Source organism: Rhizobium sp. BK538 (genome assembly GCF_014197575.1).
In the GTDB taxonomy this organism is placed as follows: Bacteria; Pseudomonadota; Alphaproteobacteria; order Rhizobiales; family Rhizobiaceae; genus Rhizobium.
The window spans coordinates 64824-79655 of the sequence record NZ_JACIFT010000012.1; the positions used below are offsets into that span (position 1 = coordinate 64824).

Genomic DNA, 14832 nt, shown 5'->3' on the forward strand with positions numbered 1-14832 from the left:
GCAGTTAAGTAGGAGCGCCAAGAAGATCAAGAAGGTGGTTCACCTCCCGCCGGCTTTTCAGCTGGAAAACCGGGACATTCGGGCCATGCTTGTCGAGTGCAGCAATCACCAGCGGCGTGAACCGCTTCTCGAACGTCCAGATGTAAGTCAGGAATTCCCGGTCCGGCACTCGCTCCAGGCATCCGGGTGCCATGTCGGGCCGTGTCCGGCCGAAATGAAAGAACGCGCGTTTGCAGATGCCCCACAGGCAAAGCCAGCGCGGCATGCGTACCCAGATGACCAGTTGCGTGCGCGGGACGCGAATATCGAAGGTCGATGGGCCAGTTCCGTCCATGAGCCAACGTTCGCTGCCGACAACGTTGGTGATCAAACGGCGCTCTTCGTCCTTGGAGCGCTTGACCCAGCCCGGCAACCAGAAGAACTCTCTATCCATCGAGAAATAAGGAAGATTGAGCCTGCCGCTGAGTTTTCGCGACAAGGTGCTCTTGCCGCCGCCAGAGCAGCCGATGACCATAATGCGCTCGGACTGCCGCAGCAGTCCGAGCGCATTGCGCATATCGTCGAAATAAGCCGGCATTTTCATTGCCTCGCTTGACTGCAAACAGAAAGCCGCGGGAAGATCGCCGCGGCTTTAAAAAAATGCAAGCGCTCGTTGATTATTCCGCTGCGATCAGCAGCTTCTTCTCGCGTGCGGCCTTCAGGCGGGCAAAATCGTCGCCGGCATGGTGTGACGAGCGCGTCAGCGGGCTCGAAGCCACCATCAGGAAGCCCTTGGTGTAGGCGACCGTCTCATAGGACTTGAATTCGTCCGGGGTGACGAAGCTCATGACCGCATGGTGCTTGCGGGTTGGCTGCAGGTACTGGCCGATCGTCAGGAAGTCGACGTCTGCGGTCCGCAGGTCGTCCATCAGCTGCAGCACTTCGTTTCGTTCTTCGCCGAGGCCGACCATGATGCCCGATTTCGTGAACATGGTGGGGTCGAGTTCCTTCACGCGCTGCAGCAGACGGATGGAGTGGAAGTAGCGAGCACCAGGACGAACGGTCAGGTAATTGCCGGCGACCGTTTCCATGTTGTGGTTGAATACGTCGGGCTTGGCAGCGACGACGCGTTCTAGGGCACCCGGCTTCTTCAGGAAGTCAGGCGTCAGGATCTCGATGGTCGTCGTCGGCGACGCCGCACGGATCGCCCAGATCACCTTCTCGAAGTGCTCAGCGCCACCATCCTCCAGATCATCGCGGTCGACGGAGGTGATGACGACGTGGGAAAGCCCCATCTCCTTCACCGCCTTGGCGACATTCTCCGGCTCAGCCATGTCGAGCGCATTCGGCTTGCCTGTCGCGACGTTGCAGAAGGCGCAGGCGCGGGTACAGATCTCGCCCATGATCATGAACGTCGCGTGCTTCTTGTCCCAGCACTCGCCGATATTGGGGCAGCCGGCTTCTTCGCAGACAGTGACGAGCTTGTGCTCCTTCACGATCGAGCGTGTCTCCGCGTAGCCCTTCGAGGTCGGCGCCTTGACGCGGATCCAATCTGGCTTGCGCATGACTTCCTGATCGGGCCGATGCGCCTTTTCCGGATGCCGCAAGCGCTTGGCGGCAGGATTGATCGTGTCGAGAATGGTTACCATGGCAGTTCAAATCTCCGCCGCTCTATGCGGCAAAAGCCCTATTTATCGGCGGACGAGCCGCGCCACGAATATCAGCAAGCAGGCACCAAGAAAACCCGTGACGAAATAGCCGAGCCTGCCGCCGGCCACCTCCATATGAAATTGCGCCAGAATCGCGGTAGTGACGACTGAGCCGACGATGCCGAGCACGATGTTGAGCAATATCCCGTAGCGCGCCTCCATCAGCTTGCCTGCGAGCCAACCCGCAAAACCGCCGATGATGATCGCCGCGATCCAGCCTACGCCTTCCATCCTGCCCTCGCCCGTTATAGTCCCATGTTCAACCGCATCTTATCCGAAAACCGCTTCGCGTTCTTCGGGACGCGCTATGCTATTGCCCTTGCAATCAGAACCACAATGATGGCTCCAACCGTTGCGTGAATGATCTGCACCACCAACGCATTGTCGATACCGAGCGATATTCCAAGCGCGTTGAAGAGAAAGCCTCCGACGAACGCACCGATGATGCCGCTCAGCAGGCACCGTATCAATCCGCCTCCACCGACGACTAGGCTTGCGAGGAACCCCGCCACTAGGCCGATCAAGAGAAAGATGAGTAGTGCCTGCGTACCCATAGACATGATGATTTCCTTTCGTTTTTTCCACCCTGGGATGGCTCTAACCCACGCGGGGATGGAGTGCAGCGAGGGAAATTATCAAGCGTTCAGCACCCGACCGTAGGCATCAAGAACCGCTTCCTTCATGGTTTCGGAAACAGTTGGATGCGGGAAGATCGTATGCATCAGTTCTTCCTCGGTTGTCTCGAGGTTCATCGCGACGACGAAGCCCTGGATTAGCTCGGTGACTTCAGCGCCAACCATGTGTGCGCCAAGCAGTTCGCCGGTCTTCTTATCAAAAATCACCTTGCAGAGGCCTTGGTCTTCGCCAAGCGCGATCGCCTTGCCGTTCGCCGCAAAGGAGAAGCGGCCGACGCGGATGTCGCGGCCCAGCTCCTTGGCCTTCGCCTCGGTCAGGCCGACGGAGGCGACCTGCGGGTTGCAGTAGGTGCAGCCCGGGACCTTGCCCTTGTCCGTCGGATGCACGTTCGGAAGACCGGCAATCTTCTCGACGCAGACGACGCCTTCGTGCTCGGCCTTGTGAGCGAGCATCGGCGGGCCGGCGACGTCACCAATCGCGTAAATGCCTGATACGTTGGTCTTGCCGTAGCCGTCGATGACGATGCAACCGCGGTCCGTCTTGACGCCCACAGCCTCCAGCCCAAGGTTTTCGATGTTGCCTTGCACGCCGACAGCCGAGATCATCCGATCAGCGGTGATCTGCTGGATCTTACCATCCGATGTCTCGACATGAGCCGTGATGCTGTTGGCGGACTTTTCGACCTTGGCGACCTTGGCGCTCGTGAAGATTTTCAGCCCGCGCTTTTCCAATTGCTTGCGAGCGATCGCAGTAACTTCCGCATCCTCGACCGGCATGATGGTCGGCATGACTTCGACAACAGTGACGTCGACGCCCATGGAGCGGTAGAAGCTTGCGAATTCGATGCCGATGGCGCCCGAGCCCATAACGATCAGCGATTTCGGCAGCACATCCGGCTTCAGCGCTTCGAAATAGGTCCAGATCAGCTTGCCATCAGGCTCGATACCCGGCAGAGCGCGCGGACGGGCGCCGGTCGCAACGATGATGTGCTTGGCGGTGTAGGTGCCCTCGCCCTTGACGCCCTTCGGCACCGGGTGCTGCGGCTCGACCACCGGCTTGGACGACTTGCCGACGACGACTTCGCCCGGCTGAGCTCCAGTCGAAGCCTTGGTAATCTTGGCTTCGCCCCAGATCACATCGACCTTGTTCTTCTTCATCAGGAAGCCGACACCGCCGTTCAGGCGCGCGGAGACGCCGCGCGAGCGGGCAACGACCGCCTTCACGTCGGCGCTGACCTTGCCTTCCAGCACGAGACCATAGTCCTTCAGGTGGTTGGAGTGGTCGAGAATTTCAGCCGAGCGAAGCAGAGCCTTGGTGGGGATGCAGCCCCAGTTCAGGCAGATGCCGCCCAGATGCTCGCGTTCCACGATCGCGGTCTTGAGGCCCAACTGGCTGGCCCGCACAGCGGCGACATAGCCCCCGGGTCCGGAGCCGATAATGATGACGTCGTAATTCTCAGCCATGTTTTCCTGCCTTTACTATCGGGCGTCGCGGGTGAGAAGCACCCACTCGTGTTTCCTGCCGTTTTCGAAGAAGGCCACGGCATCCGCGCGCGCCGCCTCCGAAAATCCATTCCTTTTGTAAAGCGACAGGGCCGCTTCGTTGTAACCTGCGGTAATCAGGCTGACAGGCGCGTTTTGCGCCCGTTCAATCTGATCCTTCAGAAGCCGTCGACCGATCCCGATGCCACGCAGATGGCTGTAGACACCGAGCGTTCCGATAAACCAGCTTCCCACGACCATTTTCTGCAGATCGATGACCGGCCTCAGCGCCGGGCGATCCGCCTGGATATTCCGTATGCCTTCACCCAGACCATAGCCGATCGCAGCTCCCGCGATCTCGCCGTAGGCTTCGGCAATAACGGCATCGCTCCAGTTGCCGTGCCCCTGGTCGCCGCGCAGCTTCTGCCGTCCACGCTCCATCGGCGTATCACCGCCGCCGTTTCCAAGCTCCGCCAGCCAGAGCCAGGAGGCGAAACCATGCGAGGCGATATCCGTGAGTAAAGCCAACTCCGTCGCATCCTCCCGCGTGGCGGAACGAAGCGAAACGAAGGATCCCATGCTCAAAGCCCCAGCATCATCCGCACAGTCGATTCCATGCCGCGCCCGAGAGCGCGGGTATTCTCCGCATCGAGGTGAATGCCATCGACCGGGGTCGTCTTCGCTACAGAATTGCCGTCGAAGAAGCCGCAGCCGAGCTCGTCCGCGAGATCGCGATAGAGGGTGGGAAGCTTCGCCGACTCCTCGATGCCGCCAACGAACGACGCCGCAAACGGCACGTTCGCTGTCTCACGGACCTTCGGCGGCGCGACGATCAGAATGTCAGGTCCATCGAATTCGAAGGGCCACGCATGATTGCGGATCAACCGCACCAGCCGGGCGATGCCCTGGCAGGCGGCAAAGGCCGACCCTGCCACGACAGGCTTCATGTCGTTGGTGCCGAGCAGCAAAATGACGAGATCAAGCGGCGCATGGCTCTGCAGGATCGTCGGCAGGATGCGTGCGCCATTCCGGTCGCAGTCAGCGAGATGATCGTCGAAGGCGGTGGTCCGCCCGTTCAATCCTTCAGCGATGACCCGGACCTCGTTGCCGAGTGCCGCCTGAAGCGTGCTTGGCCAACGATCCTTGTAGGCATGACGTCCGATGGTATCGGCGTCATAGCCCCAGGTCAGCGAGTCACCATAGCAAAGAACGGTCTTCGTCATTTCCGCCTCCGCTCCGGTCTCAAACGAGCATGCCCATCGGATTCTCGATGTAGCCCTTGAACGCCTGCAGCAGCTCCGCACCGAGCGCGCCGTCGACACAGCGATGGTCGGTCGAGAGCGTGACGCTCATCACGGTCGCTATGACCATTTCGCCCTTACGTACGATCACACGCTGCTCGCCTGCGCCGACCGCTAGGATCGTTGCATGCGGCGGGTTGATAACGGCCGCGAAATTCTTCACGCCCATCATGCCCATGTTCGAGACCGACGTCGTACCGCCCTGATATTCTTCAGGCTTCAGCTTGCGATCCTTGGCGCGCTTGCCGAGGTCACGCATCTCGTTGGAGATGACCGAAAGGGTCTTTTCCTCGGCCTTGCGGATGATCGGGGTGATCAGGCCGCCCGGGATCGAGACAGCAACGCCGACATCGGCGTGCTTGTGCTTGACCATGTTGGCTTCGGTCCAGGAGACGTTGGCATCCGGAACATCGCGCAGCGCCAGTGCCATGGCCTTGATGACCATGTCGTTGACGGAGAGCTTGTAGGCAGCGCCGCCATCCTTGCGGGGAGCCGCGTCGTTGAGCTGGGCGCGCAGCGCCAGCAGCGCATCGAGTTCGCAATCGACAGTGACGTAGAAATGCGGCACGGTCTGCTTGGATTCGACGAGGCGCTTGGCGATGACCTTGCGCATGCCGTCATGCGGCACGAGCTCGTAGGAGCCCGGCTCGAAGAGCTTGAGAACGGTTTCGTCGGACGCGCCCTTCGGTGCGGCGGCCGGCGCCGGTGCGGCAGCCTGCGGTGCGGCTGCGGCAGCCGGAGCCGCCTTGGCGCCACCACCTGTGACAAAAGCTTCGACGTCGCTCTTGACGACACGACCGTGCGGGCCGGAGCCGGAAATGGCGGACAGATCGATACCGACTTCCTTCGCCAGACGACGCGCGAGCGGCGAGGAGAAGGTCCGGTTCCCGCTTGCCGGAGCGGCTGCGGGTGCAGCAGCCGGCGCTTGTGCGGCGGGAGCATTTGCGGCTTCAGCCTTCGGGGCTTCGGCAGCGGTTTCAGCCTTGGGAGCCGGAGCAGCAGAGCCTGCATCGCTGGCAGCAGCAGCAACGTCTTCGCCTTCGCCGGCAAGAACCGCGATCAACGCATTGACCTTGACGCCTTCGGTACCGGCCGGGACGACGATCTTGGCAACAGTGCCTTCGTCAACGGCTTCGACTTCCATTGTCGCCTTGTCGGTCTCGATCTCGGCAATGACATCGCCAGACTTGACGGTGTCACCTTCCTTGACGAGCCACTTGGCCAAATTGCCTTCTTCCATGGTTGGAGAGAGGGCGGGCATAGTGATGTTGATAGGCATCGAGTACCCTCCCCTTGTTATTTGTAGCAAACAGCCTTCACGGCATCGACGACTTCACCGACGTTCGGAAGCGCAAGCTTCTCGAGGTTGGCAGCGTAAGGCATCGGGACGTCCTTACCGGCAATCGTCAGGATTGGCGCATCGAGGTAATCGAAGGCCTGCTGCATGACGCGGGTGGCGATTTCCGTGCCGACGCAGTTCTGCGGATAGCCTTCCTCAACGGTGACCAAGCGGCCTGTTTTCTTGACCGATTCGATGACCGTCGGAAGGTCCATCGGGCGCAGCGTGCGCAGATCGATCAGTTCTGCGTCGATGCCGATCTTTTCGAGTTCCGCGACAGCCTTGACCGCATAGGTCATGCCGATACCGAAGGAGACGATCGTCACGTCCTTGCCGGGACGATGGATGCGGGCCTTGCCGATCGGCAGAACGAAATTGTCCATCTTCGGCACATCGAAGTGCTGACCGTAGAGAATTTCGTTTTCGAGGAAGACGACCGGGTTCGGATCGCGGATCGCAGCCTTCAGCAGGCCCTTGGCGTCGGATGCCGTATAGGGCATGACGACCTTGAGGCCCGGGATCTGGCTGTACCAGGACGCGTAATCCTGACTGTGCTGGGCGCCGACGCGGGCAGCTGCACCGTTCGGGCCGCGGAAGACGATCGGAGCGCCCATCTGGCCGCCCGACATATAGAGTGTCTTGGCAGCGGAGTTGATGATCTGGTCGATCGCCTGCATAGCGAAGTTGAAGGTCATGAACTCGACGATCGGCTTCAGGCCGGCCATCGCAGCACCAACGCCGACGCCGGCAAAGCCGTGCTCGGTGATCGGCGTATCGATAACGCGCCGCGCGCCGAATTCCTGCAGAAGACCCTGGGTGACCTTGTAGGCGCCCTGGTATTCGGCAACCTCTTCGCCCATGACGAAGACGCTGTCGTCAGCGCGCATTTCTTCGGCCATGGCATCGCGAAGCGCTTCGCGGACGGTCATGGAGACCATTTCGGTGCCTGCCGGAATTTCGGGATCATTCGGCACGGCAGCCTTCGGCTCTGCTGGAACCGGAGCAGCGGGCGCCGGCTTTTCTTCCGCCTGCAGGGCGGCGGCAGCCGGGGCGGGCTGCGCGGCGGGTGCGGCGGAGATGTCGGAGGCCAATTCGCCGTCCTGCAGCAGGACCGCGATCTTGGCGTTAACCTTCACATTTTCGGTACCGGCCGGCACCAGCAGCTTACCTATGACGCCTTCATCAACGGCTTCGACTTCCATCGTCGCCTTGTCGGTTTCGATCTCGGCAATGACGTCACCTGATTTGACGGTGTCGCCTTCCTGCTTGAGCCACTTGGAAAGCGTGCCTTCTTCCATCGTCGGAGAGAGGGCGGGCATGAGAATATCGATTGGCATGGGTCGTCCCTCCCCGATTAGAGCAGAATGTCAGTGTAGAGCTCGGATGCATCCGGCTCCGGATCGGACTGGGCGAAGTCGGCGCTATCAGCAACGACATCGCGCACGTCCTTGTCGATCGCCTTCAGATCGTCTTCCGAGGCCCAGCCCTTTTCGAGCAGACGCGCACGCACCTGTTCGATCGGATCCTGCTCGGAGCGCATCTTCTGCACTTCTTCCTTGGTGCGGTACTTCGCCGGGTCCGACATAGAGTGGCCGCGATAGCGGTAGGTCAACATTTCGAGGATGATCGGGCCTTTGCCGGAGCGGCAATGCTCGAGGGCTTCGTCAGCTGCAGCCTTGACCGCGCGGACATCCATGCCATCGACCTGGATGCCGGGAATGCCGAAACCGGAGCCACGGAGGGAGTAGTTCGACTGCGCGGTAGCACGCGCGGTCGAGGTTCCCATGGCATAGCGGTTGTTCTCGACGATGTAGATGATCGGCAGCTTCCACAGAGCGGCCATATTGAAGCTCTCGTAGACCTGGCCCTGATTGGCGGCACCATCACCGAAGTAGGCGACGGAGACACTGTCATTGCCGCGATAGCGGTTGGCGAAGGCAAGGCCCGTTCCGAGCGAAACCTGGGCACCGACGATGCCATGCCCCCCGTAGAAATGCTTCTCCTTGGAGAACATGTGCATCGAGCCGCCCTTGCCGCGCGAATAACCGCTACGGCGCCCGGTCAGCTCGGCCATGACGCCACGCGCGCTCATGCCGGTTGCCAGCATATGGCCGTGATCGCGATAGGCGGTGATAACCTGATCGCCTTCCTTCTGCGCCATCTGCATGCCGACGACCACAGCTTCCTGGCCAATGTAAAGGTGACAGAAACCACCAATGAAGCCCATGCCGTAAAGCTGTCCGGCCTTCTCCTCGAAGCGGCGGATCAACAGCATCTCGCGATAGGCCTTGAGCTCCTCATCGCGCGTAAAATCAGCAACAGGACCACCATTGGATGCCTTGTTTGCCGGCTTTACGCTAGTTTTACGGCTGGAAACGGTCGCGGTTTTTCGCGGCGCCATTCACCCCTCCCTACGGGTTTGTCGGTTCTTTGGTGGCGCGTACCATAGGGAAGAAATTTCGCCGCAGCAATGCCATAAATGCATGGCTCGTATTCATGAGTAAACTACTGATAAACAAGACTTTATTTCAGTTAACTGAATTTCGGTTAATTGGAATAGTGATTGAATATGACGATCTCGTCGGCACGAGAAACATTCAGCTGAAGACGCGCTTTCTCGTCCAGCATATCCTTGTCCATCGAACCGTCGCTCAGCAGCGCGACCTGCTTTTCGAGATGCTCGCGCTTGCCCTTCAGAACCGCCAACTCCCTTTCACGCGCTATCCGCTGGCGCTCGAACCCCTCGGTTGCCCGCAGACCGTAATCACCGTGGATGCAATGATAGCCGAAGTAGGAGAGAAACGCGACCGTCATCGCCGGAACGACGAAACGACCGATCTTTTTCTTTTTGTGATGCTTTGTCCACATAAACGCACGCTCGAACGCATTACCTCGATGCGTCCAAGACTACCGGGCAGAGATTAACTGTCCGTTGACTATGAAAAATTAAGCAAGAAAAGACCCGCGCCTTTGGGACGCGGGTTCGAAGTCGTTGAAATCAGATGCGATTAGCCGCGGATGATCGAACGGCCGGCGTAGCGGGCCTGCGGGCCGAGGCCTTCTTCGATGCGGATCAGCTGGTTGTACTTGGCAAGACGATCCGAACGCGATAGCGAACCGGTCTTGATCTGACCGCAGTTGGTGGCAACGGCCAGATCGGCAATCGTCGAATCTTCGGTTTCGCCCGAGCGGTGCGACATGACCGCAGTGTAGGCAGCCTTGTGGGCAGTGTTGACGGCGTCGAGGGTTTCCGTCAGCGAGCCGATCTGGTTGACCTTGACGAGGATCGAGTTGGCAACACCCATGCGGATACCGTCGCGAAGACGAGCCGAGTTGGTGACGAAGAGATCGTCGCCGACCAGCTGAACCTTCTTTCCGGCCAGATCCGTCAGAGCCTTCCAGCCGTCCCAATCATCTTCGGCCATGCCGTCTTCGATCGAGATGATAGGGTACTGGGCCGCGAGCTGTGCAAGATATTCGGCCATGGCACCCGATTCCAGCGTGCGACCTTCGCCTTCGAGGACGTACTTGCCGTCCTTGAAAAATTCCGTCGAGGCGCAGTCGAGGCCGAGGCTGATGTCGTCGCCCGGCTTGTAGCCGGCTTTCTCGATGGACCTCATGATGAAGTCGAGGGCTTCAGGCGCGCTCTTCAAGCCCGGCGCGAAGCCACCTTCGTCGCCGACGTTGGTGTTGTGACCCTGAGCCGACAATTCCTTCTTAAGGACGTGGAAGACTTCCGAGCCCATGCGGACGGCCTCGCGGATGGAATCGGCGCCGATCGGAAGGATCATGAATTCCTGGAAGTCGATCGGATTGTCGGCATGCGCACCACCGTTGATGATGTTCATCATCGGAACCGGCAGAAGATGGGCGCTCGCACCGCCGACATAGCGGTAAAGCGGCAGGCCGGAAGCCTGAGCAGCCGCCTTGGCAACGGCGAGCGACACGCCGAGGATGGCGTTGGCACCGAGACGCGACTTGTTCGGTGTGCCGTCCAGCTCGATCATGATGTTGTCAATCTGGATCTGGTTTTCGGCGTCGATGCCACCGATCGCGTCGAAGATTTCCGTATTGGCGGCTTCGACGGCCTTTTCAACACCCTTGCCGAGATAGCGCTTGCCGCCATCACGCACTTCGACGGCTTCGTGAGCACCGGTCGAAGCGCCCGACGGCACCGCCGCGCGGCCCAAGCTGCCATCTTCGAGATAGACATCGACTTCGACGGTCGGGTTGCCACGGCTGTCGAGAATCTCGCGGGCGATAATGTCGGTAATTGCGGTCATCGGCTCTTCCTGCTCGAGGGTGGATAAATCGTTCGAAGCCTGTTTAATCGAAGGCACGCAAATTACAATGCCACACCGACGACACACGGCACGTCACGGACCTATCGCGCGAATATGTCAGGCTTTTGAAGAGGCGCGTCACGGCATCCTTCCGCTGCCCCTGCTCCAGTGTTTCGAAACTTCAGGTTTTGAAAACAAGTCACCACATTCAATGTGGTTGCAAATTTATCGATCAGTAACCAATTAATATTACAATTAATCCTCGATGAGGAAATACTGCCTGTCCTCCGGTAAGTAGTATTGCATGATGCACTTCCTTATGCGGTTCAATTCCGCCTGTTTATAGAGATTCTAAACTCCCTCCAAACTCCAAGCCATTTCAATAAACAACACCTGTTCGCTGTTAGAATTTACGGGGCGCCGGATGAAACTCAATATTGCTCGCAGCCTTGCCATCTTCGCGGCCGTCGTCACCGCAGGATTGATCACGTCGATCGGCATTCAGAATTACGCCTTCAACAAGCTGCGGGTGAACGGCGAGATGTATCAGCAGATCGTCTACGGAAAGGATCTCGTTGCCGATATCCTGCCGCCACCTCTCTATATTGTTGAATCCTACATGCTCGCACTTGAGGCGGTGCAGCGTCCTGAAGTCGCGCGGAAGAATATCGAGCGCATCCAGACTGTCCTGAAGCCCGCCTATAAGGATCGCCGCAAATATTGGTCGGAAACAGCGCTCAGCGCCGACCTCAAGGAAAAACTCCTGAACGATGTCCTCGTCAAAGGCGACGTGTTCTGGAAGGTGATGGCAGAAGAACTCGCCCCAGCCATTCTCAAGAACGACGCCGCCGTCATCCCGGCGGCTTTCGAGAAGCTTTCAACGAATTTCCATATTCATGAAGAGGCCGTCAACAAGCTCGTGGATATGGCGAACGCCTTCCTGGCTGCTGCCGAAAAGGATGCCGCCGAACAGACCCGCATCCTCTCCACCATCACGCTCGCGGCAGCAGCTGTCTCGTTTTTCCTGTTGCTCGGCGGCCTTTACGTCTTCCGTCGACGCGCTGTCGTGCCGCTCTCAGCAATGCGCGACTATATGGCGATCCTTGCCGCCGGCGATTATTCGAAGGAAGTGCCCTTCAGCCGCCGCGCCGACGAAATCGGCGAGATGGCGCGCGCCGTCTCCGTGTTCCGCGAAGCCGCCGAGGAACGGAACAATATCCGTGAGCGCCAGGATGCCGAACGCCAGGTCCAGACACAGCGCGATGCGGCGCTCGCCGCCACCAAGGCAGACGAGGAAGCTGCCCGCGAGCGCGTCATCACCAGTCTGAGCCGCGGTCTGGAGCGCCTTTCGGGCGGCGACCTCTCTGTCCAACTCAGCGAGCCCTTCGAAGCGACCTATGAAAAGCTGCGCGAGGAGTTCAACTCGAGCATCCGTACGCTTTCCGGCGCAATGAAAGAAATCTCAGCCGTCACGAATACGGTAGGGACCGGCTCGAGCGAAATCGCGTCGAGCACGGATGATCTGGCCCGGCGAACGGAACATCAGGCCGCCTCACTGGAGCAAGCAGCCTCGGCGCTCGACCAGATCACGGTCACCGTCAAGAATTCATCGGAACGGGCCAACGAAGCGAACGCGATGATGACGGCGACCAAGGAAAGCGCAAGCTACTCGGCGACCGTCGTGCACGAGGCGGTGGCCGCGATGGAGAAGATCGAGACATCATCCGCACAGATCGGCCAGATCATCAACGTCATCGACGAAATCGCCTTCCAGACCAACCTCCTCGCACTGAATGCCGGAGTGGAGGCCGCCCGCGCAGGTGATGCCGGAAAGGGCTTTGCCGTCGTTGCACAGGAAGTGCGCGACCTTGCCGGTCGCTCCGCCAATCTGGCGAAAGAAATCAAACAGTTGATCGAGACCTCTTCCAGCCAGGTTTCAGCAGGCGTCGGCCTTGTCAACCGCACAGGCGAAGCGCTCAGCAATATCGATCAGCAGATTCTCAAGGTCACGGCGCTGATCGAGGGGATCGTGCGTTCTTCCTCCGAACAAACCACCGCGCTCCTGGAAGTCAATGCCGCCATCAACACGATGGACAGTGTCACGCAACAGAACGCGGCGATGGTCGAGCAAACCAGCGCCGCCTGCCGAGAGCTGGGCGACGAGGCGGTGCGCCTCAATCACCTGCTGTCCCGTTTCTGTCTCGACGAAACGGGACAGTCCGCGACCATGGGATATGCCTCCCACAAAAGGATGGCGCTCGCCGGTTGACGGCCGACACCCGTCTGCCGGTTTCAGGCGGCCTTTGCAATCACGTCGAAGGCCAGCAGCTTTTCGAGCAGCCGCGGCATATCCTTCAAATAGACCATGTTCGGCCCGTCGGATGGCGCATTGTCAGGATCTTCGTGCGTTTCTACGAAGACACCGGCGACGCCAACCGCAACGGCTGCCCGTGCCAGCGTCTCCACGAATTCGCGCTGGCCGCCGCTCGAACCGCCCTGCCCGCCCGGCTGCTGCACCGAATGCGTCGCATCGAAAACGACTGGAGCACCCATCGCCGCCATGATTGGCAGCGAACGCATGTCGGAAACCAGTGTGTTGTAGCCGAACGAGGCGCCGCGTTCGCAAAGCAGAATATTCGGGTTTCCGGTCGAGTTCAGCTTGTTGAGAACGTTCTTCATGTCCCAAGGCGCCAGGAACTGTCCCTTCTTGACGTTAACGGCTCGGCCGGTCTTCGCGGCTGCCACTAACAGATCGGTTTGACGGCTCAGGAAGGCCGGGATCTGCAGGACGTCGACGACCGTCGCCACCTCGGCGCACTGCTCCTCGGTATGGATGTCGGTCAGAACCGGAAAGCCGTATTCCTTCTTGAGGTCCGAAAAGACCTCCAGCGCCTGTTCAAGACCTATGCCGCGCTGCGCCGACAGCGAGGTGCGGTTCGCCTTGTCGAACGAGGACTTATAGACGAGGCCGAGACCAAGCTTGTCGCAGAGTTCCTTCAATACACCGGCGACCATGAAGGCATGGTCGCGGCTCTCCATCTGGCAAGGCCCGGCAATCAGGGACAGCTTGCCGGCATTCGAAAAGGTGACGCGGCCGGCGCCTTCGCCGATCACGACTTCGGAATTTGTCTGGCTCATCGTTTCTCCTCGAAGGCGAAGAGCGCGCCCTGTCCGGGCGCCGCCTTCACCAGAATTCGATTGTTCTTGCGCGTATAAGTCATCCCGTTAGCAGCCAAATGCGCTTCTGTCACGGCGAGATCACTGACCTTGAAGACAATGGCGACGCCACGCAGGCCGCGATCATTTGGTGCCGGAATATCGAAGTAGGCATCCAATCCATCTGGGGAGAGAACGCTCACTCTGGCGTTCGGAGTTGTCACACTCGCGCCAAAGGCCTCGTTGGTCACCGGGAGGCCGTGCGCCGCAGCACGCACAAATGGCGCAAATGCTTTTGGGTCCGGCGCGCCAAGAACGATCTCTGCGATCCCACTCACGCCATTTGCGTGCTTTTGCAGCGCTCTACGGTCGGCCGGCAGCGGATTGACGCGTTGGCACGTGAAAAAGAAAAAATCCGGAGCCCGCAGATCGACCGCGAACGCGAGCTTGAACGCAGCGGTGGCCTGAGAGCCGTCAGGCATCTTCATCGGCCGCTCGAACTGCAGCATCTCGCCGCCATTGATCTTTTCGGCAAGGAACCGGGCATGGTCGCGATCAGCATCGGTGGTCGCAAAGACCACCGCCGAGAAACCATCATCCCCGCATCGAAATCGGAAAGCCCGGTCACGCGCAGTGAAGACATTGCCTTTCTTCGCCGACGCCTCGTGCAGCTCCGCGTTGGCGACGCCTAAGGGTTCCAGGTATGTTTCGTCGGCGAAGAATATGCAGGCATTCTCGGTTCCAAAAGGATGCCGGGCATCGGGTGCGACGGTGAATCCCAGCTTTCCCAAGCGCTCGCGCGCAAGTCCGATATTGGAGACCGGCAGCACGATGTGGTCCAGCGGATGTGCTTCGCTCATGGCAAACTCTCCGGAATTTGCGAAGATGTGCGCCGGGCAAGGCAACAATGCAACCCCCTTCTACGCTTTCACTCAAAAGCGACGCAAA

Annotated in this window: 15 protein-coding genes; 1 reads left to right on the plus strand and 14 read right to left on the minus strand. The window is 59.7% G+C overall.

Going from position 1 to position 14832, the window contains the following annotated elements; translation table 11 throughout:
- Window positions 1-4 precede the first annotated feature (4 nt).
- The 12 genes from FHX09_RS16305 to eno form a co-directional block, all read right to left on the minus strand.
- Entirely contained in the window at window positions 5-577 is a 573-nt protein-coding gene (locus FHX09_RS16305; RefSeq protein WP_132590954.1) for an AAA family ATPase, read from the minus strand.
- 79 nt (window positions 578-656) lie between these two features.
- Window positions 657-1628: a lipoyl synthase gene (lipA, locus tag FHX09_RS16310; protein ID WP_132590952.1), complete on the minus strand. Its 972-nt coding sequence runs from the start codon at window positions 1626-1628 to the stop codon at window positions 657-659.
- Window positions 1629-1670: 42 nt separating this feature from the next.
- On the minus strand, window positions 1671-1919 hold the full coding sequence (locus FHX09_RS16315; RefSeq protein WP_132590950.1) for a GlsB/YeaQ/YmgE family stress response membrane protein: 249 nt from the start codon (window positions 1917-1919) through the stop codon (window positions 1671-1673).
- A gap of 74 nt (window positions 1920-1993) precedes the next feature.
- A complete protein-coding gene (locus FHX09_RS16320; protein ID WP_007790427.1) occupies window positions 1994-2248 on the minus strand; it encodes a GlsB/YeaQ/YmgE family stress response membrane protein in 255 nt (84 codons plus the stop codon).
- A gap of 75 nt (window positions 2249-2323) precedes the next feature.
- Window positions 2324-3787 carry a dihydrolipoyl dehydrogenase gene (gene lpdA / locus FHX09_RS16325; protein ID WP_007790424.1) on the minus strand — a complete coding sequence of 488 codons (1464 nt, stop codon included), beginning with the start codon at window positions 3785-3787 and terminating at the stop codon, window positions 2324-2326.
- Between the two features lie 15 nt (window positions 3788-3802).
- On the minus strand, window positions 3803-4384 hold the full coding sequence (locus tag FHX09_RS16330) for a GNAT family N-acetyltransferase (RefSeq protein WP_184450376.1): 582 nt from the start codon (window positions 4382-4384) through the stop codon (window positions 3803-3805).
- Between the two features lie 2 nt (window positions 4385-4386).
- Window positions 4387-5028: an SGNH/GDSL hydrolase family protein gene (locus tag FHX09_RS16335; RefSeq protein ID WP_007790418.1), complete on the minus strand. Its 642-nt coding sequence runs from the start codon at window positions 5026-5028 to the stop codon at window positions 4387-4389.
- Window positions 5029-5047: 19 nt separating this feature from the next.
- Entirely contained in the window at window positions 5048-6385 is a 1338-nt protein-coding gene (locus FHX09_RS16340; protein WP_183719122.1) for a pyruvate dehydrogenase complex dihydrolipoamide acetyltransferase, read from the minus strand.
- A 17-nt stretch (window positions 6386-6402) separates the two neighbouring features.
- A complete protein-coding gene (locus FHX09_RS16345) occupies window positions 6403-7782 on the minus strand; it encodes a pyruvate dehydrogenase complex E1 component subunit beta (protein ID WP_132590946.1) in 1380 nt (459 codons plus the stop codon).
- Between the two features lie 17 nt (window positions 7783-7799).
- On the minus strand, window positions 7800-8846 hold the full coding sequence (gene pdhA, locus FHX09_RS16350) for a pyruvate dehydrogenase (acetyl-transferring) E1 component subunit alpha (protein ID WP_184450378.1): 1047 nt from the start codon (window positions 8844-8846) through the stop codon (window positions 7800-7802).
- A gap of 146 nt (window positions 8847-8992) precedes the next feature.
- On the minus strand, window positions 8993-9313 hold the full coding sequence (locus FHX09_RS16355; protein ID WP_007532419.1) for a septum formation initiator family protein: 321 nt from the start codon (window positions 9311-9313) through the stop codon (window positions 8993-8995).
- 140 nt (window positions 9314-9453) lie between these two features.
- Complete coding sequence (gene eno, locus FHX09_RS16360) at window positions 9454-10728, minus strand: phosphopyruvate hydratase (RefSeq protein ID WP_184450380.1); 1275 nt, start codon at window positions 10726-10728, stop codon at window positions 9454-9456.
- 424 nt (window positions 10729-11152) lie between these two features.
- On the opposite strand from eno, the gene FHX09_RS16365 reads away from it, so the two are divergent.
- Window positions 11153-12997 carry a HAMP domain-containing methyl-accepting chemotaxis protein gene (locus FHX09_RS16365; protein ID WP_132590940.1) on the plus strand — a complete coding sequence of 615 codons (1845 nt, stop codon included), beginning with the start codon at window positions 11153-11155 and terminating at the stop codon, window positions 12995-12997.
- Window positions 12998-13020: 23 nt separating this feature from the next.
- On the opposite strand, the gene kdsA is transcribed toward FHX09_RS16365, so the two are convergent.
- Together kdsA and FHX09_RS16375 are read right to left on the minus strand one after the other, a co-directional pair.
- Window positions 13021-13866, minus strand: a complete 846-nt coding sequence (gene kdsA / locus FHX09_RS16370; protein ID WP_132590938.1) for a 3-deoxy-8-phosphooctulonate synthase — start codon at window positions 13864-13866, stop codon at window positions 13021-13023.
- A complete protein-coding gene (locus tag FHX09_RS16375; RefSeq protein ID WP_132590936.1) occupies window positions 13863-14744 on the minus strand; it encodes a VOC family protein in 882 nt (293 codons plus the stop codon). The genes kdsA and FHX09_RS16375 overlap by 4 nt, the downstream gene beginning before the upstream one ends.
- Window positions 14745-14832: the final 88 nt, after the last annotated feature.

Excerpts from the sequence above, each read along its gene's own strand:
- FHX09_RS16305 (WP_132590954.1), bottom strand. The coding sequence starts at position 577 with ATGCCGGCTTATTTCGACGATATGCGCAATGCGCTCGGACTGCTGCGG.
- lipA (WP_132590952.1), bottom strand. The coding sequence starts at position 1,628 with ATGGTAACCATTCTCGACACGATCAATCCTGCCGCCAAGCGCTTGCGG.
- FHX09_RS16315 (WP_132590950.1), bottom strand. The coding sequence starts at position 1,919 with ATGGAAGGCGTAGGCTGGATCGCGGCGATCATCATCGGCGGTTTTGCG.
- FHX09_RS16320 (WP_007790427.1), bottom strand. The coding sequence starts at position 2,248 with ATGTCTATGGGTACGCAGGCACTACTCATCTTTCTCTTGATCGGCCTA.
- lpdA (WP_007790424.1), bottom strand. The coding sequence starts at position 3,787 with ATGGCTGAGAATTACGACGTCATCATTATCGGCTCCGGACCCGGGGGC.
- FHX09_RS16330 (WP_184450376.1), bottom strand. The coding sequence starts at position 4,384 with ATGGGATCCTTCGTTTCGCTTCGTTCCGCCACGCGGGAGGATGCGACG.
- FHX09_RS16335 (WP_007790418.1), bottom strand. The coding sequence starts at position 5,028 with ATGACGAAGACCGTTCTTTGCTATGGTGACTCGCTGACCTGGGGCTAT.
- FHX09_RS16340 (WP_183719122.1), bottom strand. The coding sequence starts at position 6,385 with ATGCCTATCAACATCACTATGCCCGCCCTCTCTCCAACCATGGAAGAA.
- FHX09_RS16345 (WP_132590946.1), bottom strand. The coding sequence starts at position 7,782 with ATGCCAATCGATATTCTCATGCCCGCCCTCTCTCCGACGATGGAAGAA.
- pdhA (WP_184450378.1), bottom strand. The coding sequence starts at position 8,846 with ATGGCGCCGCGAAAAACCGCGACCGTTTCCAGCCGTAAAACTAGCGTA.
- FHX09_RS16355 (WP_007532419.1), bottom strand. The coding sequence starts at position 9,313 with ATGTGGACAAAGCATCACAAAAAGAAAAAGATCGGTCGTTTCGTCGTT.
- eno (WP_184450380.1), bottom strand. The coding sequence starts at position 10,728 with ATGACCGCAATTACCGACATTATCGCCCGCGAGATTCTCGACAGCCGT.
- FHX09_RS16365 (WP_132590940.1), top strand. The coding sequence starts at position 11,153 with ATGAAACTCAATATTGCTCGCAGCCTTGCCATCTTCGCGGCCGTCGTC.
- kdsA (WP_132590938.1), bottom strand. The coding sequence starts at position 13,866 with ATGAGCCAGACAAATTCCGAAGTCGTGATCGGCGAAGGCGCCGGCCGC.
- FHX09_RS16375 (WP_132590936.1), bottom strand. The coding sequence starts at position 14,744 with ATGAGCGAAGCACATCCGCTGGACCACATCGTGCTGCCGGTCTCCAAT.